The organism is Rivularia sp. UHCC 0363 (assembly GCF_034931125.1).
Classification (GTDB): Bacteria; Cyanobacteriota; Cyanobacteriia; order Cyanobacteriales; family Nostocaceae; genus Rivularia.
The window spans coordinates 1-25,622 of the sequence record NZ_JAYGHM010000077.1 but is presented as its reverse complement, the minus strand read 5'-3'; the positions used below and the strand labels follow the sequence as shown (position 1 = coordinate 25,622).

Sequence of the window (25,622 nt, the reverse complement as noted above, 5' to 3'; positions counted from 1 at the left end):
AACCGGGTTTTTTAACAAATTATGATAACTTATCGAATTCATAAGACATTGCGATCGCTATTTTCTTTAAAAAACTTCATAAAAAATATTTTTTATAAAAAAATGCATCTCTACATATATGAACCGATAAAATAACTATCTTAAGACATACATTTCACTAACTTTTAAACCCTAACCACAGATAGGTGTATCGTTTCGACTTTTAGAGATATTACTTGAATTAATGTTGATTTTTACCTACATCTACATGACCTTTTTTTGTAAATAAACTGTAAATTTAGTTTTGACTATGCGAACTTCAGAATAAAAAATTCCTTTTTAATAAGGATTCTTTCGCAAACATTTAGATACTGATTGAATTGTGCAGTTACTACGATGTCCGTCATCAAAAAATTACTAAAACATTAAATTTGTCGGCAGATAAATCAATTAAAATTTCATAAACTACATTCATAATTGCAAACCATTGAAATCAAAATGCTACCTCAAACAGAAATCATAACTCAACAAAGCACTCGTGAAATATCGCCAAATATTCCGGCTTCAAGAGAAGTAACAACTATCCAGGTTGGGCTAGCCATCATTCCCGTGGCTTTTGTCATCACTTTGGCGTTTATTTTTTTTAAGCAAGTAAAATATCGTCGAAATTTATATACCCAACTAGTTACCCTCAAGCATTTTTCTTCTATTCCCTGCCGCAAATGTCAATTTTTTGACAATAATCAACATCTTCCTTGTGCTGTACATCCTGCGGTGGTTTTAAGTGAAGAAGCCATTAATTGTAGTGATTATGTACCAAAAAATAGATAAATCTAAACTCAAAACTGCTTTAGGAAAACTGAGTTCTAAGTAATTTTTTATAAAAGTCTTTTTATTTATAATTCACCCACAACTGGAAGTGTTCGTACTAACGTTGGGCTAAATACTAATTAAAATATAGGGAGACGTTGCAGTGCAACGTCTCTAAATTATTTATTGAAAGTTATTGCAGCGAGTGAAGCAGCTAATGCTCCCCACTTTAGCGGCGGATTCATTTCCAGCCAATCGGAAATACTGGGTATCTCTAGCTCGTTAAAATCTCCCCTAACTTGATTGTATCCCTCCATCGGCGCATACAGATTATTTGGCGCGTCTGCGGATTTAGGCTGATTCGTTTTCTGTCCGGAGAAACCAACCGTCGCTAATATTGCATCTACCAGTTCCGGTGAGAGCCGCTCTAATACATCCAAAATTCGCCCTACATCTCCCACAATATATTCACGAGTCGGATTTTCTGCCACGTAAAGGATGGCATCAGCTACTATCTGTGGTGAGTAATAGGGGGGTATTCCAGTAGGTTTTACTCCTAATTTAGTGAGAACATGGTTGTAAAAAGGAGTATTAATTACTGCTGGTAAGATGCTGGTAACGCTAATAGGGATGTTGTCGTGTTGCAACTCCACTCGTAGAGATTCTAGAAAGCCTTGAAGAGCGTGTTTAGCGGCAGAATAAGGACTTTGTAGTGGCAAAGCCCGCTTACCTTCCATTGAGGAAATATGAATCAAAGCTCCTCCTTGCTGCTTGAGATAGGGTAGTGCTGCTTTTACGGCATAAACCTGTCCCATAAAAGTAACGTCCATCACCCGCTGAAATTCTTCTATAGTAATCTCTTCAAAAGGAGCCAACACACCAGTTGCAGCCGCATGAACCCAAGTGTCAATTCGTCCGTATTGCTCAATCGTAAAATCGGCGATCGCCTTTACTTGGTCAAAATTTGCGACATCGGCAGTAATTGCTTTCGCTTCACCGACCTTCGATTCGATTTCGTCTACCAAAGACTTCAGCCCTACTTCATTTCGCGCAGAAACCACAACTTTCGCTTTTCTTTTAGCAAAATCAAGAGCGGCTTGTCTGCCGATACCGCTAGAAGCTCCGACGATACAGACTACCTGTTGAGAAATTGGCTTTAATTGCATTTTGATTATTCCTAATATTATCTATTTGTATTTGTTGGTGCCATTAATTATTTATTCATAAAAAAGATAAATTTATTCAAAATAAATAGGCAGCGTACTCCACAGTTTAATTTTTGTAAAAGTAAAATACTAATAATTTCTTACTTTATAGTTGTTTTTTAAAACAAAAGAAAACTCTATCTGTAGGGTGAAAATAAAATTACATTCTTAATACCATCGAAGGGATAACTGATTAGACGTTGGTATTGAACAAAATCAATCAGCGTCTGTAAATGATTGAGAAAACCTCTAAAATAAAATGAAAACTAAAAATGAACATCTTAGTATTTAATGCAGGTAGTGCCTCTCTCAAATTTGAATTAATCCGGGCTGATTCTCATAACCCTAACTTGCAGCAGTTGCACAAAGTAATCAGCGGTTCTATCGAACATATCGGAGGAGATGCGGTTTTATCGCAGTTGCAGGATAAAGAAGTAATTGACAAGCAGCAAATAACCGCTAATGATTATAGTACGGCGACTCAACAAGCAATAAAGTGGCTTAAGGAAAAAGAAATAAATAGCGAATTTGATGTTGTCGGACATCGAATAGTGCATGGAGCAAACCGCTTTACTGCTCCGGTATTAATTGACGATCGCGTTATAGCAGAGATCGAAGCCCTTGAAGAACTTGCACCGTTACACAATGCAAATGCAGTAGATGTAATTCGGGCTAGCCGTAAATTAATTGGTGACGTGCCGATGGTGGCTGTTTTTGATACCGTATTTCACCGCGATATTCCGGATTATGCCCACCTTTACGGAATTCCGTTTGAACTGTCCGAACGCTATCAGATAAGGCGTTCGGCTTTCACGGTATTTCCCATGAATATATGGCGACGCGATACGCGCAGATAACTAATACTCCCAAAGAAGAAGTTGATATTATTACGCTGCATTTGGAAAGTGGCTGTTCTGCAACGGCAATCAAAGCCGGAAAATCAATCGATACATCAATGGGTTTTACACCCCTTGAAGGTTTGATGATGGGGAAACGTTGCGGCGATATTGATCCCGCACTGATAAATTATCTTGCCACAAAAGAAGGTGTTGAAGTTAGTGAAATAGAAGACTTACTTAACAATAAATCCGGGCTTTTAGGTGTTTCTGGGATGTCTCACGATACGCGAGTGCTGATGAAGCATTTTGATAATGATAAGCGCGTGCGTCTGGCAATGTTCGTTTTTTGTTACCGCATTCTTAAATATATTGGAGCTTACTTAACTGTCTTAGGTGGAGCTAAAGCGATTGTATTCGGTGGTGGAATTGGGGAAAATACGCCTTACCTGCGCGATCTGCTTGGAGCAGCGCTTCGCGATCGCATTTGTTCTCAACTCAAATGGTGCGGATTAACGCTTGACTCGGTACGAAATCAACAAACCATCGATTGTGAAGGTCGAATTAGTACCGATGATTCTCGGTTACAGGCTTATGTGATACCAGTTCAAGAAGGTTTGCAGATTGCACAACAGGCAATTTTGACAAAATTTTAGTAGTGCGAGCGTCTCGCTCGCTAGCGGTCACGAGCGAGCAAGATGCATGTCCTTACGGACACTTAGTGAACGCACTACGCTAACTCCTCATAACTAATGTGGTGGACTACTAGTCCAAATCATTAATTCCGACGGGTTCTAAGCTGTTACGCATTTAATTTGTATAATACAAGATCGCAAGATGCATGTCCTTACGGACACGCTGCGCTACCGCACTACAATATTTTCAGGTTTTCCTGTTATACAATTTAGCTGCACATCAGCTTACGCTCCGGATTTAATCCTAAATCCGGAGCGCTAAAGCGCTTACTACGAACCTTTTTACCCGTCAAAATTAATGAGATCGACTACTATGCTCCGACTACTACACCACCATTAGGATGTAATACCTGTCCGGCAAAGTAAGAAGAGTCATCTGATGCTAGGAAAACAAAACTGGTAGCGACTTCAACGGGTTGTCCTGGACGTTGCATCGGTACTTGTTTGCCAAAGCCTTCGACTTTTTCGGCAGGGAATGCATCGGGAATAAAAGGAGTCCAAATCGGTCCGGGAGCTACTCCATTAACGCGGATACCTTTCTTTAATAACGATTGAGATAGGGAGCGAGTAAAGGCAAGTATTGCACCCTTAGTTGTTGAGTAACTGAGTAAAGCAGCATTACCTTTGTAAGCATTAATCGAAGTAGTATTAATAATCGAGCTACCTTCTTTGAGATGGGGAATTGCAGCTTTGCACAAATAAAACATCGAGAAGATATTGGTACTAAAAATACTACCCAAACGTGCCGCATCGATATCTTCTAAAGTTTCGGGGTTTTCCATGTACTGCTCGGCAGCATTATTAACCAGAATATCCAGTTTGCCCAACTCTTTTACTGTTTTTTCTACTACCTCAGAGCAAAACTTTTCGTTGCTAATATCTCCTGGCAATAACAAACACTTTTGTCCTTCTGCTTCAACTAACTTTTTAGTTTTTTCAGCATCTTCGTGTTCGTTGAGATAAACAATTGCAACGTCTGCACCTTCTTTAGCGTACAGCACTGACACAGAGCGACCGATACCACTGTCACCGCCAGTAATTAGAGCTACTTTACCCTTTAATTTATCGCTACCTCGATAGCTTTCGCGATCGTACTGCGGTTGGGGGTTCATTTCCGATTCTAATGCAGGCTGCTTATCCTGAGACTGAGCAGGAATTTGATCTGGGGTAATAGTCATGTTAGTTCTCCTTATTTTATTTATTACGTACAATTAATCTTTTTTGGATATTTTAAAGGTCGAATAAAGGTCGAAGCTAGTGCTTTCACTATGCTAATCGTTTTGTTCAACAAGAAAATTAACTATACTAATGGTCAATTGAGAAGTTTCTTATTCTCTTTCTCCCTCCCGATGTTATGTGATGCTGTATTAATAAAACCTTTATCGCTAGATAGATTATTAAATTATCTTTTTCTATAGAAAGAGGTAGAAACAAGTTAGAGCTAATGGGCGATAGACATTTAAAAATCTATGAATTACTTACCCGACAACATAATAAAGGTTTGTTTAGATGTTATATCCTTTCGGTTGAAAGATTATGACTAATTTGGTATCTATCAATAGTTAGAGTTATCTAAGGAACTTTGATCGCTTGGCGTGACGGAGCATCGTTGAACCAAGAATTGCCTCTTATTTTTATTCTGCGAGAGAACGTCAAAATCTATTAATGTAGGTTGAGAAGTATGCTTAAAAAATGGTTAATCAATTTACCTTGGCAAAAATATCAACGTTTGCTCCCATCGGCTGGCAGGGACTTTCTTTTCCTTTAGCTATTAGTTACTTGGATAATTTTGCGGGTGTACTAATTAATTTGTACTAATAAAACAAAATGTTTGAATAGCCAAGTTTGCTAAAATTGGCACGAATAAACATCCCTCAATCCAAATACTGTAAACTGAACGGGGTGTTTTTGCATTAACCGCCCAGATATAGCTGAGATTAACCCCTACAGCTAAAATCATTTCTGGATAATAAGCGATCGTATTGGTTATCCATCCACTAATTACGATCGGTAACATCAATATATTCATCGCTGTTAAAATTAATTTTGTCCCCTTAATTCCGACCATAATTGGTAATGTCACCACACCTTTTTCACGGTCAGATTCTACATCCCGAATATCAAAAACATGGGAATTAGAAACAATAAATGCGAACATAAACAAAGTTGTTAATGTTGCTGCTAGATCGAATTTAGCTCCCGCATAAGCTAAAGGTAAAGCAATAACGGCATAGGTTAAGATAGTACCAACAATCCAGGCTTTTGAACCGGGAATATCTTTCAATCGGTACCATTGCAATTCCGATTTAGTTTTCCAGGGGAATAAAGGCGTACCGTAAAGTAACGGAACAATACCGGCACAACTGACATACCGAACTCTTAAAGGTGCATAGTAAAGAAGTAAAGCAGTAGTTGCGATCGCAGAAAATAAGAAAACAAAAATATACGGTTTTTGAAAGAATAACTGCGCTTTAGCTTCGGGAATTTTTTGTACGTAGGAGTCAAAAATGCGGTCTAAATTGTAAGGAATTAAAGCAGTCACAAAAATTAGAGCTATGGGTTGCCAATTATCGCCCAATTCCAGGACTTTTTGAGTAAATAATCCTAAAGATGCAATCCCCCCAGCTACCCAAATACTAGGATAGATCACAAAATGTAAAAAGCGATCGTATAGCCACTTAGAAACAGCAGATTTTAATTCAAGTTGGTTAATTGTCATTCGATTTTAGATTTTGGATTTTGGATCGACCCTATGTCTAAAGCCTGTATGCTTGAAAAGATCGCTAATTGCTTATTGTATCCAGTTGATTTTTTAGTAATTATAAACATAAAAATTATTTGATTCTTACTGCAATAGTATAAGAATTTCTTTGTTTAGCTTGTCGCCTACTTCTCACTACACGAAAATCGTTATCTATATACAAATGCTCAAATTCAGGAGTAGCACCCAAAGCTGTTTTATATTTCTTCGCAGTGCTGCTATCTAAGTTTTTTAATTCCACTTGAGTATAGGTATTTGCTGTTTCTGTATTTTGAGAATAAGATTTCACTACCTTAGTAAACCAATTATCTGCTTTTTCAATACTTAAAGGAATTCCTTGCCATCTTAATGCTTGTTTAATAGCAATATTTTCAATCAGCCATTCATCTTCTTTAATTTGATACTTTTGCACTATCATTAAGTCAAAAGCTAAGAATACCGATGCTAATTTTTGCAGCCAACCAAATTTGAGCTTATTACCTGGCGCATAGCGAGCCATATTGGCATAGAAACCATTATCATGAAAAATTTGATAAGATTGCTCTGGTAAACGTCCCGGTAAACTATCTTGAAAGGGAATTGTACTAAAAACCGATTTCCATACACCAAGAATTAAAGGTACTTGCTCTTCTACTTGAGGAAAAGGATTGCGCTGGCTTAACTCAGTAACAATAGGCGCTAAATATTCTTGATAAAACTGTACTTTTTGCTTAAGTGGTTGGCTATCTTTATTCTGAGTAAGCTGTAATAACTCTTGTTTTAATTCTTCTGTAGTTTTTTGATTTAATTCCTGGGGATTTAATGCTGTATCGTCAATCATAAGAAAATTCCTGCGTAATTCTGATTTATTAATATATCTCCTTTAAAATTATCGCAACTACCCAAGTGATTTCAAATCCCTGGCAAATAAGGTAAATAATACCAAGAATCCAAACTCATGCAGCAACTGGCTCTGTATAACCTTGAATATTTTCTGGTTCAAACTGACGTATTACCCTTGTAGCTTCTCTTATCTGAGCCTCAGTTCCCTTAAACACAATCAAATACTTACCAGCGTTCAAACGATTGCGGTAAGCCAGTGCATCACCGCTACCTACAGTCCAACCCACAGCACCACCAACTAAAACCGCACCTAAGCCTCCAGAAACCGCGCCTAAAATACCTCCAATCAGATGGTTCCCAATACTACCAGCCCAGCTAAAAATTTCAATTCCCGAAAGTAAATTAAAAGCATAGCCAGCTGCAAACCCGAAAGGAATCACCCAAGCAAGTTTTTTTGATTGTTTCCCAGCTTGTTTATTTGGCTCAATAAATCCAAAATCATCTGCACTTTTGTAACCTTGTCCGAGAATGTTTATTTGTTCCTTGGGGAAGTTTTCTTTTTCAAGGGCAGTGTAAGCGGCTTCTACTTGAAAACGATTGGTTAATACAGCAATTAAATAATTCATAATTCAACTTAAAATTATTGTTTAAATTAATGAAAATCAATATATGGTTGAAGAAGTACCATTATTGCTCCTACAGTTACGAACGATACAGTCACCCAAAGCAAAACTAAATTAAGTCTCATTTTTTCTCATCGTTTCAATTTCTCAATTTTTATTTTAGTTTTTTACGAGAGTAAATTACATATGATTAATTTAAAAACAAACTGATTACGGCTTGCCAATCTTTCATACGCGATTTAAAAGATAATGAAATCGTACATCTTGTATATCAACTACTTACTTAAAGTTAAACTTGAAAGTTTATTTATTTATCCCCCAATTGAGAGACTCTGGGTTATATTAATTGATACAAAAAGTCTAACCAAAGAAAGTTGCAATAGTCCAAAAGAACCTATACGAGTTTTAAATCTGTTCATGGTACTTTAAATACCTTGCAGGTTAATAGCATTTATTTTAGAATAAATATTTTACTAAGCATAATATAAAATGCTCGATTGGATCACTAATATAATTACTTCCTCCGGATATTTAGGTATTGCTTTGTTAATGTTTTCAGAAAACCTCTTTCCACCGATACCTTCAGAATTAATTATGCCCTTAGCGGGATTTACCGTCACTCAAGGTAAGCTAGATTTACAGCTTGTAATTTTAGCAGGAACCTTGGGTTCAGTAGTCGGTGCATTACCTTGGTATTACATCGGCAAACTTGTGAGTGAAAAACGTTTGCGTCTTTGGATAGATAAATATGGAAAATGGTTAACTTTATCGGGTGCGGATATAGATAGATCGAAAAGATGGTTAAACAAATACGGAAAAGCAACAGTACTTTTTGGTCGTCTTGTACCCGGAATTCGTACTTTTATTTCCGTCCCCGCAGGTTTAGATGAAATGCCTTTGATACCCTTTGTATTATACTCCTTTGCAGGTAGTTTATTATGGACGGCACTTTTAACTTATGCAGGATTCGTATTAGGAAATAATTATCAATTAGTAGAAAAATATATTGGTCCAATTTCTGGGATTGTTATCGCTTCAATTGCGATCGCGTTAATAATTTCATTTATTCGTCGGAAACGCAGACAGTGAGCAGTTAGCAGGAAGATGAATTTGATAACGGGTTAACTGGTTCCCAGTCTCTAGCTGGGAATCCCTAGTGGAAGGCTCCGCTCCGCCTTCTCAAACTAGAGGCAGAGCCTTGTAACGAGGAACCCAGATTAAACCCGCTCCAAAATCAAATGATTCCGCTCGGTTAACTCAGCTTCCCAATTCGGCTCAACCACAATCGTACTTATCTTCTCCACAATAATTGCAGCACCTTTAATAACATCCCCCGGTTGTAAATCTTCTCGACGATAAACGGGAGCTAAATACCACTTATCGTGACTAAACATCCGCACCCTTTCCACAGCAATCGGAAACTCATCCAACCCTCGAACACGTTTAACCAAAGCTTCCTCCGGAGTATCCATCTTTTGAATCACCTCCACCGAAACCGATTCTACAATTAAACCTTTGTCCCCTTGAACAAAGCCATATCTCAACTGATGCTCCCGCTCAAACTCCTTCCGCATCATTACCACATTCGTAACAAAATCAACCCCCAAAACAGAATTAGTCCCCTCATACTTCAAATTAACCTTTCTTACAACCTCCTCTTCGCGCTCCTCTGCGTTAACCTCCGCGCTCCTCTGCGTTTCTAACTCCCCCCTTCCCTGTACTTCCAAACCCTCCATCAACCCCTGCAAATCCCCCACCAACTCCACATCCAAAACCTTTTCCATCCCCGCTTCCCGAATCGCTCTCACATCAGCTAAACCCATACCATAAGCGGAAAGCACCCCCGCATAAGGATGTAGAAAAATCTTTTTCATCCCCAAAGTATCCGCAATTAAACAAGCAACCTGCGCTCCCGCACCTCCAAAACAGCAAAGCGCGTAATTAGTAACGTCATAACCGCGTTGCAGACTTATTTTTTTCACCGCATTCGCCATACTTTCCACAGCGATCGCAATAAATCCAGCAGCGACTTGTTCCGGTGTCCGATTATTCCCGGTAGCTGTTTCAATCTCTTGAGCTAACTGTATAAATTTTTCAGTAACAACATCCTTATCCAAAGGTAAATTACCATCGTGACCAAACACCGCAGGGAAATATTGCGGGTGAATTTTACCCAACATGACATTAGCATCCGTCACCGCCAACTTACCCCCGCGACGGTAACAAGCGGGGCCTGGATTTGAACCAGCAGATTCGGGCCCCACGCGATAGCTCGAACCATCAAACGATAAAATCGAACCACCACCAGCAGCGATTGTATGTATTGCTAAAACCGGGACTCGCATCCGCGCTCCCGCAATTTCCGAATCTAACTGACGCTCGTATTCCCCGTTAAAATGGGCAACATCAGTACTAGTTCCCCCCATATCAAAAGTAATTATTGCATCAAAGCCACCCCTCAAACTAGTTTGCACAGCACCAACAATACCCCCCGCCGGACCGCTTAAAATGCTATCCTTACCTTGGAATTGCTGAGCATCAACTAATCCCCCATCCGACTTCATAAACATTAATTTGACACCGGGTAATTGACTAGCCACAGAGTCAACATAGCGACGTAAAATAGGAGTCAAATACGCATCAACAACCGTCGTATCACCCCGGCTAACCAACTTTATCAACGGACTAACTTGATGAGAAATCGATATCTGCGTAAACCCGACATCGCGAGCAACTTTAGCTACCTGCTGCTCGTGTTGGGGATAATTGTAACTATGCATCAACGCGATCGCACAGCTACGAATTCCCGTATCGTAAACAGCTTGCAAATCTTGTTTAACTCCTTCAACATCTACCGGAATTAACTCATTACCCTTGGCATCGTAACGCTCGTTAACTTCAATAACCTGCTCGTAAAGCATACTTGGTAAAATAATGTGACGGGCAAAGATATCGGGACGATTTTGATAACCGATTCGCAAAGCATCCTTGAATCCCTTAGTGATGACAAGTAAAACGCGATCGCCCTTTCTTTCCAACAGCGCATTTGTAGCGACAGTAGTACCCATTTTTACCACTTCAATTTCTTGTGTGGGAATAGATTCGTTATTTGAAATACCGAGAATATCGCGAATACCTTGAATAGCTGCATCTTGATAGCGATCGGGATTTTCGGAGAGTAGCTTATAAACGATTACCCATTGCTGATTCGGAAGAGGAACAATTAAAAAGCGCTGGGGATGATTTGCGAGTTGGTTAATTGTAGATTTATTGTCGGTGACGGCAACAATATCAGTAAAAGTTCCACCCCTGTCTGCAAATACTTTTAACATAGTTTTTGGATGTTGTAGTAGGTTATTTAAAACCATATAGGCTATTTAAAACCATAAATGATGGGGAGACGTAGCAGTGCTACGTCTCTACAAGAGTTATCGTTATTTAATAAAGGTTTTTACGGGAAGTAGGGTGCTGTTAGACGCATGACAATATTATGATTTAAGGAGTAATTTGGAATTCGTCTAACGCACCATCTGTTATTAATAATACTCACCCTCACCCTCGAAGGGTGGGGCTACATAAACAAAGCCCACCTGCGTGGGCTAAATTTGTCGTAATTGGAGTAAATTGTAGGTTGGGTTAAAGGCGCAAAATAATTTAATGATTTACCAGGAATGAAAATGCGCCGTAACCCAACATTTATATTTTGGTTTTAAATAAATTTTATGTCGCAGTTATTAGAAGCTCTCAATAAAATTGCTGAATTATCTCCTGATGCTATTAAACCAGGAGTTACAACTGAGCAGATTGATGAATATTTGCATTATTACTATGACACAAACTTCAAACTACCAGAAGAATTCTATCAATTTTACCAATTTAGTGATGGTTTAGATTCTAATTTTCGCCAAGTATTCAACCTTAAGAAAGCAATTGAAATATATAGCGAAGCAAAGGATGAATTTGGATATTACTCTGCTTGGCTTCCTATCAGTGGCTATGATGAGGAGATTTTTGTAATTAGAGGAGATTCTCTACAACGTAAAACTGCTCCAATTATTCAAATTAACTATATCGATTTACAAGATAATTTGGATTGGGAGCCGAGAGTTGTATATCTAAGCTTAGCGGAAATGATAATAGATATCGGCGATTGGATTAAGTACCCCTATGGATAAAAGCAATATGGTATAATCTCATAAAAAATAGAAGAAATCAATAATGATTGGTACTAATATTTACATCAGCCAAGAAACTCAAGAATCTCTAGTCAAAGCTGCTGCTTTACAACAAGTCTCTGTTGAAGAACTTGCTTCTTCTATCTTGAAAGAAAGTATCAAAGAAAAGTTTGGAAAAAATAGCGATTATTCCGAAAAAAAACGCGAATTTGACGTTAATCCTCTTAGAGAAATGCAACCCTATGCTTATTTAGCAGACCCTAATGAGCCTGCTATTTCTCCCGATGATTGGGAAATTAATCAAGATTATTAAATTAATATGATTATTCTTGATACCCATATCTGGGTTTGGTGGAATCATAATGATTCAAAGCTAACTGAAACTCATCATGAAGCAATAAATAAAGAAAGACCAAATGGGTTAGGTATTAGCTCCATAAGTTTGATTGAGATTACCAGACTTGTTACCCAAAATAGGCTAATTCTTCCTTGTGTGCTACAAGAATGGTTTAATATTGCTTTGGCACAAGAAGGGGTAATTCTTCTTTCAATAACTCCTCAAATTGCAATTGATACCTATTCGCTTCCAGGGAATTTTCATAAAGATCCAGCCGATAGAATTATCGTTTCAACAGCAAGAATATATGATGTTCCGTTGGTAACTGTAGATGAAAAAATACTTGCTTATTCTTATGTAAAAATAATTCAACCTTAAGTTGGCTAAATTGTTCGTAATTGTATCTAATTATATGTTCAGTTAGAATCGTAGATTTTGTTGGGTTTCACTCCGTTAAACCCAACCTACAAACTAGTATAATTCGCAAAAAAGCCGCGAAATATAAAAAGCGATTGCATCAATCTAGTAAATAATAAATTATTCTTTTGTAGGGTGCTGTTAGACGCACGACTATATTATGATTTAACGAAAAATTTGGAATTCGTCTAACGCACCATCTGAGATTAGTGAATAATTTAGTAGTCGAGCAATAAATTAATAAAATAAGAAATGCCCAGAATGAAAAGAGAAGAAGTTTTTGAAAGATATGCTGCTGGAGAAAGAAACTTTTCTGGAGTTAAGCTGGAAGTGGATCTTTCGGGGATGGAACTAAGTGGTGCTGACTTTACGGGGAATAGGATGGACGAGTACTATTTGGAGCGTACCATTCTCAAAGGTGCTAGTTTCGTTAATACGCAATTAGCTCAATCATGTCTAGATGCTGCTGATTTAACTGGAGCAGATTTAAGAGGTGCTAGGTTATCGTGGGCTAGTTTTAAAGTTGCGAACTTAACTAATGCCGATTTAAGAGGAGCGAGTTTTCACAACACTAGTTTCGATAGAGCTAATCTGACAGGAGCTAACTTCAATGGAACCAATTTAGGAGGATGCATTTTTTCGGAAGCTAATCTGACTGGTGCTAATTTAGAAGGTTGTAGTTTATATAAAACTGCTTTTCGTGACACCATTATGCCAGATGGAAGTATTCGGAATAAATAGTAGGTTGGGTTAAAGGCGCAAATAATTTTATCATTTACGAGGAATGAAAATGCGCCGTAACCCAACACTTCTATTTTGATTTTAAAGAAGATTGATAATACACAAATTGGATTAAATTGCTTTCACATCCGCCTACGGTTGCAAACCGCAGGCTAATAGCGAAAGTCCATTTAAATGCACTGAATGTCAATTTAAAAAATTAACTTTAATTTTAATAAACTGTTTTAAAAACTTTTGTATGCTTCAATATTTGTTTTTTCCAAATGTTATGCATTCCTATTTATAGGATTTTTGCTATTAGACAGGGGTTTGCAACCGCTGGCGGTGTTAATAATGGTGCAAGATGTAAATGTAAATTTAAATTTAAATTTAAATTGACTAAATATTATCAGTTATGTAAGTCAAAAAAGGTGCGTTACGCTGTCGCGATAACACACCCTACAAATTAATTTATGATTTATTATCTATTCTACATCAACTTTCCTAGCTGCTAAATACTCATACATCTTCCACCGCTGATTCACTTCCACTTCCGCTTCTTTCATCAACTGTTGTGCAATTTCGGGCTTACTTTTCTTCAACATTTTGAAGCGATTTTCTTTGTACATAGATTCTTCTGGGGAATTTTTCGGTTGTCTCATGTCTAGCTGCAAGGGATTTTTACCTTGTTTAACTAAGTCGGGATTATAACGATAAAGTAACCATCTTCCCGATTCTACTAAGGCTTTTTGATTGCTCATTGCTGTTCCCATGTCTATTCCGTGAGCGATGCAATGGCTGTAAGCAATTATTAATGATGGCCCTTCGTATGCTTCTGCTTCTAAAAATGCTTTCAGGGTATGTTCGTCTCTGGCTCCTAATGCTACGCTCGCTACGTAAATATTTCCGTAGGTCATAGCAATTAATCCCAAGTCTTTTTTCGCTGCGGGCTTACCACTAGCGGCAAATTTGGCAACTGCTGCTTTAGGAGTAGATTTGGACGATTGACCGCCAGTGTTGGAATACACTTCGGTATCCATTACCAAAACGTTAACATTACGACCGCTCGCTAGTACGTGATCTAGTCCCCCGAAATCAATGTCATAAGCCCAGCCATCACCACCAACTATCCAAATACTCTTCTTAACCAAATAATCAGCGAGGGATTGGCAATTTTGGATTTTAGATTTTAGATTTTGGATTGATAATTTTGGATTATTACTTCCAACTCTCTCTTTACTTCTTTCCTCAGCGCTCTCCGCGTCTCTGCGGTTTTTTAATCCTTCTTCCAATTTTTGCTTTAACAACCCAACCCTTTCCCGCTGTTCCCAAATATCAGCTTCTGTCTTCTGAGATGCATTCAAAATCGAATCAGCTAAACCAGGAGAAATCAAACCTTGAGAAGCTAACTCTCTTAATAACTCCGCAGCATATTCCGCTTTCTTATCCACCGATAACCGGAAACCAAAACCGAATTCGGCATTATCTTCAAATAAACTATTCGACCAAGCTGGACCTCTTCCTTCAGCGTTTTTCGTCCACGGTGTTGTCGGCAAGTTGCCACCGAAAATAGACGAGCATCCCGTAGCGTTGGCAATAATAGCGCGATCGCCAAATAGCTGACTCAGTAATTTCAAGTATGGTGTTTCGCCACATCCGGCACAAGCTCCGGAAAATTCAAATAGAGGTTCTTGCAGTTGCTGTTGGCGAATTTGATTTAATTTCAGTTTCTTTCTGTCAGGATTAGGTAATTTAAGAAAATAATCCCAGTTTTCTGTCTCTTGCTCCCGTAAAGGCAACTGAGCTTCCATATTAATTGCCTTACGTTCGGGATTATTCTTATCTTTCGCCGGACAAATATCGACACAAATAGTACATCCAGTACAGTCGGAAGGTGCTACTTGAATAGTAAATTTTTCTCCTGCAAAGGCTTTATCTTTAACATCGGTAAATTTAAAAGTTGCCGGAGCATTACTTAATTCACCTTCCTGATAAACCTTAGCGCGAATCGCAGCGTGAGGACAAACTATAACGCACTTACCGCACTGCACGCAGACATCCGCTTCCCAAACGGGAATCTCTTGAGCTACGTTGCGTTTTTCTAATTTGGAAGTACCAGTAGGGAAAGTACCATCAGCATTTAACAATGCACTTACAGGTAATTCGTCTCCTCTTCCGGTCATCAATAAGGTAAGCGAGTCTTCTATTTCTTCTTCCCCTGCTCCCTGCTCCCTGCTCCCTACTCCCTTAACCTCGACTTTATGCAAGTTTTCCAGGGTATTATCTACCGCTTGCAAATTCATCGCAACGACTTTATCGCCTTTTTTACCGTAAGTCTTTTTAATCGCGTATTTAATTTTTTCTATTGCTTCATCTTGCGGTAAAACCCCTGCTAAAGCAAAGAAACAGGTTTGCATTATGGTATTAATTCGTCCACCCATTCCGCTGTCACGAGCAACTTTGTTAGCATCGATCGCATAAAATTTCAGTTGCTTGTCGATAATTTCCTGCTGTATCTTCCCTGGAAGATGTTCCCATACAGTATCGGCATCGTAGGGACTATTTAGTAAAAAAGTCGCACCCGATACGGCACTTTTAAGGACATCGACTCGTTCTAAAAACGTCCATTGATGACAGCCGATAAAATTCGCTTTGTCGATTAAATATGTAGAGCGAATTAACTGAGAACCAAAACGCAAGTGAGAAACCGTCATCGAACCCGATTTTTTGGAGTCGTAGACAAAATAGCCTTGAGCATAATTGTCTGTTTCTTCACCAATAATTTTGATCGAATTCTTATTTGCTCCGACAGTTCCATCCGACCCCAAGCCGTAAAACATGGCTCTGACAACGTTATCGGGTTCTGTCGAGAAGCTACTATCGTAATCTAGGGAAGTATGAGTTAAGTCGTCGTTAATACCAACAGTAAAATTATTTTGCGGTTTAACAGTAGCTAAATTATCGTAAATAGCCCGCACCATTGCCGGGGTAAATTCTTTAGAAGAAAGTCCGTAACGACCACCGACAATTTTAGGAAAATTCCCCTTATTCTCCCAACTCTGATAAATCGCCGTTACTACATCTAAATACAGCGGTTCCCCAGCGCTACCGGGTTCCTTGGTGCGATCAAGAACGGCAATGGATTTTACTGTATTGGGTAAAGCTTTAATCAGTCGATCCACATCAAAGGGACGGAATAACCTAACCTTGACAACACCTAACTTTTCACCGCGAGCGTTGAGATAATCGATAGTTTCGTGTACCGTCTCACAACCCGAACCCATCAAAACTATTACTCGTTCGGCATCGTCAGCACCGTAATATTCAAAAATCCGATAATACCTACCAGTGCGATCGCCAAAATCATCCATTACCTGCTGGACAATTCCGGGACAAGCATCATAATAAGGATTAATCCGTTCGCGGGCTTGAAAGTAAACATCGGGATTTTGTGCAGTACCTCGCATAACCGGATTATCGGGAGTTAAAGCGCGGTTTCTATGGGCAAATACTAATTCATCATCAATTAAAGCCTCTAAATCTTCTTTTTGTAAGAGTTCTACCTTTTGAATTTCATGGGAAGTGCGGAAGCCGTCGAAAAAGTGCAGAAATGGAACTCTGGCTTTGAGAGTCGCAGCTTGAGCGATTAGAGCAAAATCGTGAGCTTCCTGTACAGAAGCCGAACACAACAAAGCGAAACCCGTAGCGCGAGCCGCCATGACATCACTTTGGTCGCCAAAAATCGATAGAGCATGAGTAGCAAGGGAACGCGCTGCAACATGGATAACGGCACTGGTGAGTTCCCCGGCAATTTTGTACAGATTGGGAATCATCAACAGCAAACCCTGAGATGAAGTAAAGGTAGTAGTCAGCGAACCCGTTTGTAAAGCACCGTGTACCGCAGCCGCAGCACCACCTTCGCTTTGCATTTCCACAACGCTGGGAACGGTACCCCACAAATTGCGTTTGCCACTAGCAGACCAAGTATCAGCCCACTCACCCATTGAAGAAGAAGGAGTAATGGGATAAATCGCAATTACTTCATTTAAGGGGTAAGCAATCCGAGCAACCGCTTCATTTCCATCGATAGTGGCAAATTTTTTCATAATTTTTTCTATAAATATCTAAAATATTTTGGGTGATTCTAAATTCAAAGTTTTAATTAGTATCGATATAAACCTTGATAGAACAATATCTCATCCGCAATTAAAAATTTCTCAAGACTTATTATCTGATGTACTCAATATGGAAAACTTATATATTCAAAGGCTTATATAATTCCGGTGGAAAAAATGGGGGTAGAGGTTCGGGTCATTTTATTGGAATCCTAGAAGCGTCAAACGAGCGTTTCTTTATGACAGCGTGAGATCTTATATTTAATTTCTCAACAAACCGAAGATCAAGTATCAAATAAATTAACAAAATTTGCCTTAACTGTAGTAAATACGCAAGTAACACTTGAATCATCTAAGTTTTTGCTCTCACAGAAAGTTATTCTACGAGTTTACCGAAATTAGAACTGCGATCGCCAACTTAAAAAGTCTATTTTTCGCTTTTTTACCTGTTTCTAGCCCAAAATTATAAAGACTACGCAAAAAAAAAATTGTGACTATAGACACTTGGATTTTAAAAAAATACTTTGTATGTATTGAAACTAATTCACTACTGACAAAGTGAATTTATCAAATAAAAAAGTTTAAAAAGAGAAGGGTTTTTAGTCATGGTTAATAATACAAATAAAGTTGTATCTGGTGTTGTTGTTGTTGCTGCTTTAGCTGGTGTCTTTGTAGCTCCCACAGCCGCAAAAGCCGCTAATACGACTACTACTCCTCCAATTTCTATTCAACAGACTGTTAAAAATGCATCCGTTGCCGAGCAAGAAGCAAAGCAAGCAACACAAAAAGTTGAAGCTAATAAAAAAACTTTAGAAACAGTTAAAAAAGATGCTCAAAAGGCAATCAATGCAGCAACAACTTTAAAAAATGATACTCAAACAAAAGCTGGTCAAGCTGAAGCAAAATTAAAGCAAGCCGAAGAAGATTGGCAAAAAAAAGTTGTTATTGCAGCAGAAAAAGCTGAAACAGCACAGAAAAGTGGGAAGCAAAGTGATATAAAACAGGCAAACACTGCCAAACAAGACGTAGAAAATGCCAGAATCAACTTTGAAGCTAAAAAGACTGACTTTGCTCAAAAAGAAGAGATACTCAAAGCACGAGTAGAAACTTTAAACACTGTTACCACAGAAGAAAACAGCAAAATTGAAGCCGTTGATACATCTTATAAGCAAGCTCAAATAGAACAACAGCAAGCCATTCAAAAAGCTAGTACAACAAAAGTTGCAGCCGATCAAGCTTGGGGTAACTGGACGAAAAAAACTACTATCGAAGACTATTTAACAGATAATTCTGGTTTCCAAGCTTTAATTCCCGAATTTCAAAAGTTAGTACAACAAGAAAGTTTAGCAATTACAGCTGAGAAAGTTTCTGCACAAAAGTTAGACCCAAGCACACTATTTTTGAAGCATAACCATAATGTTCGTGTCTGGTTCATAAATGAAGGTGCTGGTTATAGAAACCAGTTGGCTTATGAAGCAACAAAGGGGAACGATTACCAAAAAGGAATGATTTTTGATGATGTTTCTTGTAAATCTGGTTGTCAGTTAAGCAATGGAGCGAATGCTCCCTTGGACATCGGTGACTTCGTTAACTTGGGTTTAATTAAAGGTGGTACTCAACTCAACTTCTTGCTCAAAGCTGATGGTGCAAATGCGAACCCGGCTAACGGTGACATTTACGGTGGGGATACATCTCTCAATAGCGACGGTTTACAGCACTTGATGGCTTTCGCAGTTCAAGCTGGTGGTAGAGATTATCTAATGATGGGTTTTGAAGATTTACGTAACGGTGGTGATAAAGATTATAACGATGCAGTGTTTGTAGTTGACTTTGGTAAAGGCAATTTGACTAACAAGTTTGTGCAAGCACAAGCAGTACCTGAAGCTTCTAACGTAGCTGCTATCCTGGGTGTAACTGGTGCTGGTTTAATGTTACGTCGCCGTCGCAATTTAATTAATAATTAATAATCTAGGATTTACGCACTGTACAAATTGATTATGGTATGAATTGACGAAAAAAGGTCATGAGCGTAGGGGTTTAGCATTGCTAAACCCCTACTTTTTATTTGTATAGTGATTTTATGTAACTAAAAACCACATTTATTAACTAGCGCCAGAAGTTTGTCAATACAACATCCATTTATGGCATCATAATATAAATGCCAACAGTAAAAAAATATGATGCATGGCGGCAATACAGATCGATCGCGCTATATTTTGGCTTTAGATTTAGGTACTACAGGAAATCGTGCTTTTGTATTTGATGCCGACGGTCAAGTTGTCGCACAAGCGTATAAAGAACTTAAACAATATTATCCCCAGCCGGGATGGTTGGAACACGATCCGGTAGAAATTTGGTCAGCGACGATTTGGGTGATGCAAACCGCAATTAAAAAAGCGCAAATCGAACCGAATTTAATCGCTGCAATTGGTTTAACGGTTCAGCGAGAAACTTGTTTGCTGTGGGATAAACATACCGGACAACCTTTACATAAAGCTATTGTATGGCAAGACTGCCGCACTGATCGGCTCTGTAATCAATTAAAAAATCAAGGTTTAGGAGATGATATTTATCAAAGAACTGGATTAGTTATTGATACTTACTTTTCCGCAACAAAGCTTTCATGGTTGTTAGATTATGTCGCAGGAGTTGACCTTGGCACTGTTTTAGCAGGCACAATTGATACTTGGATATTGTGGAAACTTACGGGTGGAAAAGTTCATGCAACCGACCATAGTAATGCTAGTCGGACAATGTTGATGAATCTGGAAACTTGCGATTGGGATGAAACATTATTAGATTTATTCAACATTCCTGGCGGTATCTTACCAAAAATTCAGCCAAGTTTGAGTCATTTTGGAGTTACCGATCCATCTTTACTGGGAGTTTCCATTCCCGTTACTGCTATTTTAGGCGACCAACAGGCATCTTTATTCGGTCATGGTTGCGATCGCCCCGGTTTAATGAAATGCACCTACGGTACTGGTAGCTTTTTGGTTGCTCACACCGGATCGGAAATAGTGCGATCCCAACATCAGCTTTTGAGTACGGTGGCTTGGACTCAGCTTAGTAAAAACGGTTCTTTGGATATCAGCTACGCTCTTGAAGGCAGTATGTTTACTAGTGGTGCTTGTATCCAATGGTTGCGAGATGGTCTGAATTTAATTGAAACCGCCGCTCAAACTGAAGCGATCGCAACTCAAGTCGAAGACAACGGAGGAGTATATTTTGTCCCTGCATTCAGCGGATTGGGCGCACCTCATTGGGATATGAGCGCTAGAGGTGCTTTTTTGGGTATTACCGGAGGAGTTACGCGAGAACATATGGTACGTGCAGTTTTAGAAGCGATCGCCTATCAAGTGAAGGAAGTAGTAGAAGCAATTAACGCATATAGTAGTACTTCTGTAGGCAAGTTAGCAGTAGATGGTGGTGCTTCTAACAATAATTTTTTAATGCAGTTCCAAGCAGATTTGTTAGGAATTCCCCTTGAACAGCCAATTATGCGCGACACCACGGTACAAGGAATAGCATTTGCCGCAGGTTTAACAATTGGTTTATGGAATGATTATTCAGAATTGATCGGAAAAAGGCAGATCGAAAAAGTATTCAAGCCGAATATTGATTCTCGTAAAATTCAACAAAACTATGCTACTTGGCTGATTGCTGAGGAACGAGGAAAGAATTGGGTGGAGTAAATATTTGCAACCATTCAGTTGTATTAGTTGGTATTGTTTGTGCGATCGCGATCGCAATTCTATCTGTAGTTGTAAAACTAAGACAAATTCAACCCAGAAATATTACATAATTGTGCAATTAATCGTCATATTTACAAAATACCATGTGGTTGTTAATCGAAATTGTGAAGTTTTAATTATTATTAATTAGTTCGATATATAAAATTAAAAAGTAGAATATGTAACGAAACTTTAAGCATTTTGATTTTATTAAAAGTTAAAATATGTACTGTAGTTTGCTTTTTCTTTTTTAGCTAAACTCGATGTTTAAAAAATTGGCATACTCCCTCTAAAAGGAGTTTTTCTGCAATGTCAAGTCTTATGAAGAGTAGATTACCTGATTGCGAAGACCTAACCCTATAAATACCTAATTTGATTCAAATATCAAAGGGAGCATCCCAATTTTGTAAAAAGCCCGCAGGCTTATTTACTTCGATTTATTCCATTGATTTTAGACAAAAAAATAATCCCCATAGCCCAATAAGTATTAACAGTCATTAGGCTAACACTTAAGAATAAAATTTCCAATTACACTAGTAGATAGCACTTTCATTTATTTATTCAGGGTAAATATAAGTAAGGTTCGCTGTACAACCTTTTTACTTAAATGTAAAATTACCTTATGAAAATTGGAAAGGATGGATATCCAAGTCCACCAAAACAAGGAAACGTTGGTGGCTGTTTGCTTACTATTGTATTGTTATTCTTACTTATAGGTTTTTTCCCTTTATTTAATGGTTCGAGTCAAATTGAGGTTCCTTACAGTCAATTCCGCGATCGAGTCAGAGAAGGTAAAGTTAGTAAGGTTAAGATAGGTGAAAATAAAATAGAATACTTTTTGAAAAATGATTTAGAACAAGCACAAAAATCTAAATCTAGTAAATCTTCTCCCGAACAAACTTACATTACAGTTCCTTTAGCACAAGACCAAAGTTTGCCAAAGTTGTTAGAAGATAACAATGTAGAATTTGGCGTTAAACCGAGTAATGAAGGAAACTGGATATTTTCAGCTTTGAGTTGGTTATTGACACCGCTTTTATTCTTCGTAATATTAGCTTGGTTAGCTAACCGCGCTCAAATTGGAGGGAGTGGTGCTAATCCTCTTAATGCTGGTAAAAGTAAAGCTAGAGTTTATATCGGGGGTGCTAGCGGAAGTGATGTAACATTTGCTGATGTTGCTGGAATTGATGAAGCAAAAGCAGAGTTACAAGAAGTAGTAGATTTTCTCAAAAATCCTGATCGCTATACTAGCTTAGGAGCGAAAATTCCCAAAGGTGTATTGCTGATCGGACCACCCGGAACTGGTAAAACTCTTTTAGCTAAAGCAGTTGCGGGAGAAGCTGGAGTTCCTTTTATCAGTATCTCTGGTTCTGAATTTGTTGAGATGTTTGTCGGGGTAGGTGCTGCTAGAGTCCGAGATTTGTTTGAACAAGCCAAGCAGCTATCACCTTGTATTATATTTATCGATGAATTAGATGCTTTAGGTAAATCCAGAGGTGGTTCTGGGATGTTTGCAGGAAGTAATGAAGAACGCGAACAAACCCTTGACCAGATGCTGACGCAAATGGATGGTTTTGAACCGAATACGGGAATAATCATTATCGCAGCAACTAATCGACCGGAAATATTAGACCAAGCTTTGCTTCGTCCCGGACGCTTTGATAGACAAGTTGTTGTTGACCGTCCCGATAAGCTGGGACGTTTAGCGATTTTGCAAGTACATACGCAAAAAGTCAGGTTGTCAAATAATATAGACTTAAGTATAATTGCGGCTCGAACTATTGGTTTTGCAGGTGCAGACCTAGCCAATTTAATCAACGAAGCGGCGCTATTAGCTGCCAGGAATTATCGGGAAACGGTGACGATGGCAGATTTTAATGAAGCCTTTGAAAGATTAATAGCTGGTTTAGAGAAGAGAACCCGCGTACTCAACGAAACAGAAAGAACAATTGTTGCTTACCACGAATCAGGTCATGCGATCGTTGGTACATTAGTATCGGGTCAAATAGAAAAAATTTCCATTGTTCCTAGAGGCATAGGTGCTTTAGGTTACACATTGCAGCTACCGGAAGAAGACCGTTTTTTAATGTTAGAAGACGAAATTCGCGCCAGAATCACTACATTATTAGCGGGACGTAGTGCTGAAGAAGTAGTTTTTGGTAGAGTTTCCACAGGAGCAAGCGACGATATTCAAAAAGCAACCGACTTAGCCGAACAAGCGATTACACTTTACGGAATGAGTCAGAATCTCGGACCGATCGCAATGGAAAAACCGCAATCATCGTTTCTAGACGGTGGGTATAATTCCCGTCGTCCAGTGAGTCCGATAGTTGCAGGTGCGATCGATAGAGAAGTCAGAGAAATGATTGAAAATGCTCATCATCAAGCACAGTTAATTCTCAAAACCAATCGCGACTTACTCGAAGAAATGGCTCAACATCTTCTAGAACATGAAGTATTGGAAGGAGATATTTTACGTTCTTATTTGAGTAGAGTAAAAGCACCCTAGGAGAAGTTAGGAGTGAGGAGTTAAGAGTTAGGAGTTATCTAACTCCTCACTAATCATTGATTTGTATTCTAGGTGTTACTTTTTACTTACATAATTAGCTATAACGTTACGTGATGTTCGCAAATATTTTATGATGCAATGGCAGCAACTTTTAACGAGACAAAGATTAGGTAAAAGTACTCCTGTTGACTCTGAGTCTGCACGTACTTGTTTTCAAAGAGACTATGACCGTTTGGTATTTTCCTCTCCTTTTCGGCGTTTAAAGGATAAAACTCAAGTTTATTCTTTACCAAAAAACGATTATTTGCGTACTCGCTTGATTCATAGTATTGAAGTTTCTTGTGTTGGTCGCTCGTTGGGTACAATTGTCGGCAACGAAATTATTAAAAGACACAATCTTAAAAATTATAATGCTTCTGATTTTGGGGATATTGTTTCTGCTGCAAGTTTAGCTCACGATATCGGGAATCCTCCTTTCGGTCATTCTGGAGAAAATGCGATTCAATGCGGTTTTAAAAATTGGTATGTAACTACACAAAAATGCCTTAACAATATTCAGGAAACTGACTTTAATTTATTTGAAGGTAATGCTCAAGGCTTTCGGATTATCAGTAATCTAGAAATGCAGCCTAGAAGAGGAGGAATGCAGCTTAGCTGTCCCACAATCGCCGCATTTGCCAAGTATCCTAAAGAATCTTTCATCTCCAAAGATATACTTAACGGTTATCAAGGTAAAAGTATTACTAAATATAATTTTTTTCAATCGGAAAAAGAGTTGTTTGCAGAAGTTGCCCAAACGGTAGGATTGATTCGTCGCAACGATAAAGCTGCTTGGTGGGCAAGACATCCACTAGCTTTTTTGATGGAAGCTGCCGACGATATTTGTTATTTAATTGTGGATGTTGAAGATGGATTTCGGATGAGATATATTCCTTTTTCAAATGCGAAACGGTTACTTAATGCTATCGCCGAACGTTCGGAATCTGACATTAAAGGACAAGCTAATACTGAAGAGGAAGAAATCAAATATTTACGCGCTCGTGCTATTAGTGTACTTGTAAAAGAAGTCGCAGATATTTTTCTATTAAAAGAGCCAGAAATGCTCACAGGTGAATTTGATCGCGATTTGCTATCTGTAAGTAAATATGCTTCCATCCTTGATGATATCCGCTCAGAAACCGCAAATAAAGTAATTAACCATCCAGACGTTATTAGTACCCGGATTGCCGGACATGAAATTTTAGGTCATTTATTTGCAGAATTTACCAATGCAGTTTTATCTAAAGGTGATAAAGCTAACTTTCTCAAACAAATGATACCGCAGCAGTATTTATTTAGTGAAAATCAAGATTTATATGACAAAATCCTCCAAGTCACCGATTTTATCTCCGGTATGACCGATTCCTACGCTACAACTATGTTTAAGAAACTCAAAGGAATTTCTTTATAATCCGACCTTTCTACTGATACATATAAACAATGTAGAGACGTTGCAATGCAACGTCTCCATTTATTTTTGTTTTAAACGGAAGTAAAATCGTTTTGATCGATCAAACTAATATCAACACCAATCAAAGTAACTAAAATTTGATTATCTTGCAGAATATTGGTATTGTTTCCACTTACTTTTAAATCTAAATCATTGAAAGTGAAACCACCAGATAAGCTTAATTTATCAACATCGTTTTCAAAGTCATAAATAGTATCTCTACCTGTACCGATAACAAAAATATCTTTCCCAGCTTCACCATAAAGTCCATCGTTCCCAGCCCCACCGTCAATTAAATCATCACCTTCACCACCTTTAAAAACATCGTTTCCGCTACCACCAATTAAGCTATCGTTTCCTTTCCCACCATAAAGGTAAGTTACTCCGGTGTAAGT

General features: G+C 38.4%; 18 protein-coding genes and 2 pseudogenes. 12 read left to right on the top strand and 8 right to left on the bottom strand.

The genetic code is table 11. From position 1 onward, the window contains the following. The first annotated feature begins 477 nt into the window (after nucleotides 1–477). Entirely contained in the window at nucleotides 478–810 is a 333-nt protein-coding gene (locus tag VB797_RS29710) for a hypothetical protein (protein ID WP_323241374.1), read from the top strand. A gap of 158 nt (nucleotides 811–968) precedes the next feature. On the opposite strand, the gene VB797_RS29705 is transcribed toward VB797_RS29710, so the two are convergent. Then, nucleotides 969–1,955 carry an SDR family oxidoreductase gene (locus VB797_RS29705; protein WP_323241373.1) on the bottom strand — a complete coding sequence of 329 codons (987 nt, stop codon included), beginning with the start codon at nucleotides 1,953–1,955 and terminating at the stop codon, nucleotides 969–971. A gap of 311 nt (nucleotides 1,956–2,266) precedes the next feature. Here VB797_RS29705 and VB797_RS35085 point away from each other — a divergent pair. Continuing rightward, nucleotides 2,267–3,486, top strand: a pseudogene (locus VB797_RS35085) (acetate/propionate family kinase). A gap of 350 nt (nucleotides 3,487–3,836) precedes the next feature. Here the strand turns inward: VB797_RS35085 and VB797_RS29690 are convergent. The 4 genes from VB797_RS29690 to VB797_RS29675 all read right to left on the bottom strand — a co-directional run bounded on the left by VB797_RS29690 (nucleotide 3,837) and on the right by VB797_RS29675 (nucleotide 7,734). After that, nucleotides 3,837–4,703: an SDR family oxidoreductase gene (locus VB797_RS29690; protein ID WP_323241370.1), complete on the bottom strand. Its 867-nt coding sequence runs from the start codon at nucleotides 4,701–4,703 to the stop codon at nucleotides 3,837–3,839. Between the two features lie 626 nt (nucleotides 4,704–5,329). Next, complete coding sequence (locus tag VB797_RS29685) at nucleotides 5,330–6,244, bottom strand: UbiA family prenyltransferase (protein WP_323241369.1); 915 nt, start codon at nucleotides 6,242–6,244, stop codon at nucleotides 5,330–5,332. Between the two features lie 115 nt (nucleotides 6,245–6,359). Further along, a complete protein-coding gene (locus VB797_RS29680; protein WP_323241368.1) occupies nucleotides 6,360–7,106 on the bottom strand; it encodes a hypothetical protein in 747 nt (248 codons plus the stop codon). 115 nt (nucleotides 7,107–7,221) lie between these two features. After that, the gene (locus VB797_RS29675) at nucleotides 7,222–7,734 is read right to left on the bottom strand and encodes a hypothetical protein (protein WP_323241367.1); all 513 of its coding nucleotides are present in this window, start codon (nucleotides 7,732–7,734) and stop codon (nucleotides 7,222–7,224) included. A gap of 486 nt (nucleotides 7,735–8,220) precedes the next feature. On the opposite strand from VB797_RS29675, the gene VB797_RS29670 reads away from it, so the two are divergent. Beyond that, nucleotides 8,221–8,820 carry a DedA family protein gene (locus VB797_RS29670; RefSeq protein ID WP_323241366.1) on the top strand — a complete coding sequence of 200 codons (600 nt, stop codon included), beginning with the start codon at nucleotides 8,221–8,223 and terminating at the stop codon, nucleotides 8,818–8,820. A gap of 128 nt (nucleotides 8,821–8,948) precedes the next feature. On the opposite strand, the gene VB797_RS29665 is transcribed toward VB797_RS29670, so the two are convergent. Beyond that, on the bottom strand, nucleotides 8,949–11,063 hold the full coding sequence (locus VB797_RS29665) for a hydantoinase/oxoprolinase family protein (RefSeq protein ID WP_323241365.1): 2,115 nt from the start codon (nucleotides 11,061–11,063) through the stop codon (nucleotides 8,949–8,951). Nucleotides 11,064–11,453: 390 nt separating this feature from the next. Here VB797_RS29665 and VB797_RS29660 point away from each other — a divergent pair, with 390 nt between their 5' ends. The 4 genes from VB797_RS29660 to VB797_RS29645 all read left to right on the top strand — a co-directional run bounded on the left by VB797_RS29660 (nucleotide 11,454) and on the right by VB797_RS29645 (nucleotide 13,401). Then, complete coding sequence (locus tag VB797_RS29660; RefSeq protein WP_323241364.1) at nucleotides 11,454–11,906, top strand: hypothetical protein; 453 nt, start codon at nucleotides 11,454–11,456, stop codon at nucleotides 11,904–11,906. A gap of 43 nt (nucleotides 11,907–11,949) precedes the next feature. Continuing rightward, nucleotides 11,950–12,219, top strand: a complete 270-nt coding sequence (locus VB797_RS29655) for a hypothetical protein (protein WP_323241363.1) — start codon at nucleotides 11,950–11,952, stop codon at nucleotides 12,217–12,219. A 6-nt stretch (nucleotides 12,220–12,225) separates the two neighbouring features. After that, nucleotides 12,226–12,621 carry a type II toxin-antitoxin system VapC family toxin gene (locus VB797_RS29650; RefSeq protein WP_323241362.1) on the top strand — a complete coding sequence of 132 codons (396 nt, stop codon included), beginning with the start codon at nucleotides 12,226–12,228 and terminating at the stop codon, nucleotides 12,619–12,621. Nucleotides 12,622–12,921: 300 nt separating this feature from the next. Further along, the gene (locus tag VB797_RS29645; protein WP_323241361.1) at nucleotides 12,922–13,401 is read left to right on the top strand and encodes a pentapeptide repeat-containing protein; all 480 of its coding nucleotides are present in this window, start codon (nucleotides 12,922–12,924) and stop codon (nucleotides 13,399–13,401) included. Between the two features lie 464 nt (nucleotides 13,402–13,865). Here the strand turns inward: VB797_RS29645 and nifJ are convergent, their stop codons facing one another. Further along, complete coding sequence (nifJ, locus tag VB797_RS29640) at nucleotides 13,866–17,489, bottom strand: pyruvate:ferredoxin (flavodoxin) oxidoreductase (protein ID WP_323241387.1); 3,624 nt, start codon at nucleotides 17,487–17,489, stop codon at nucleotides 13,866–13,868. A gap of 611 nt (nucleotides 17,490–18,100) precedes the next feature. Between nifJ and VB797_RS29635 the strand changes: the two genes are divergently transcribed. The 5 genes from VB797_RS29635 to dgt all read left to right on the top strand — a co-directional run bounded on the left by VB797_RS29635 (nucleotide 18,101) and on the right by dgt (nucleotide 25,188). Continuing rightward, entirely contained in the window at nucleotides 18,101–19,459 is a 1,359-nt protein-coding gene (locus tag VB797_RS29635) for a DUF4114 domain-containing protein (protein ID WP_323241360.1), read from the top strand. A gap of 216 nt (nucleotides 19,460–19,675) precedes the next feature. Beyond that, nucleotides 19,676–21,190 carry a glycerol kinase GlpK gene (gene glpK / locus VB797_RS29630; RefSeq protein WP_416350950.1) on the top strand — a complete coding sequence of 505 codons (1,515 nt, stop codon included), beginning with the start codon at nucleotides 19,676–19,678 and terminating at the stop codon, nucleotides 21,188–21,190. Continuing rightward, entirely contained in the window at nucleotides 21,178–21,300 is a 123-nt protein-coding gene (locus VB797_RS29625) for a hypothetical protein (RefSeq protein ID WP_323241358.1), read from the top strand. Before glpK ends, VB797_RS29625 begins: the two co-directional genes overlap by 13 nt. 551 nt (nucleotides 21,301–21,851) lie before the next feature. Then, nucleotides 21,852–23,738, top strand: a complete 1,887-nt coding sequence (gene ftsH / locus VB797_RS29620; protein ID WP_323241357.1) for an ATP-dependent zinc metalloprotease FtsH — start codon at nucleotides 21,852–21,854, stop codon at nucleotides 23,736–23,738. A 130-nt stretch (nucleotides 23,739–23,868) separates the two neighbouring features. Further along, nucleotides 23,869–25,188 (top strand): dGTP triphosphohydrolase, encoded by a 1,320-nt coding sequence (dgt, locus tag VB797_RS29615; RefSeq protein ID WP_323241356.1) that lies wholly within the window; start codon nucleotides 23,869–23,871, stop codon nucleotides 25,186–25,188. A 71-nt stretch (nucleotides 25,189–25,259) separates the two neighbouring features. Here dgt and VB797_RS29610 read toward each other — a convergent pair. Next, nucleotides 25,260–25,622: pseudogene (locus VB797_RS29610) on the bottom strand (hypothetical protein); the annotation flags it as partial.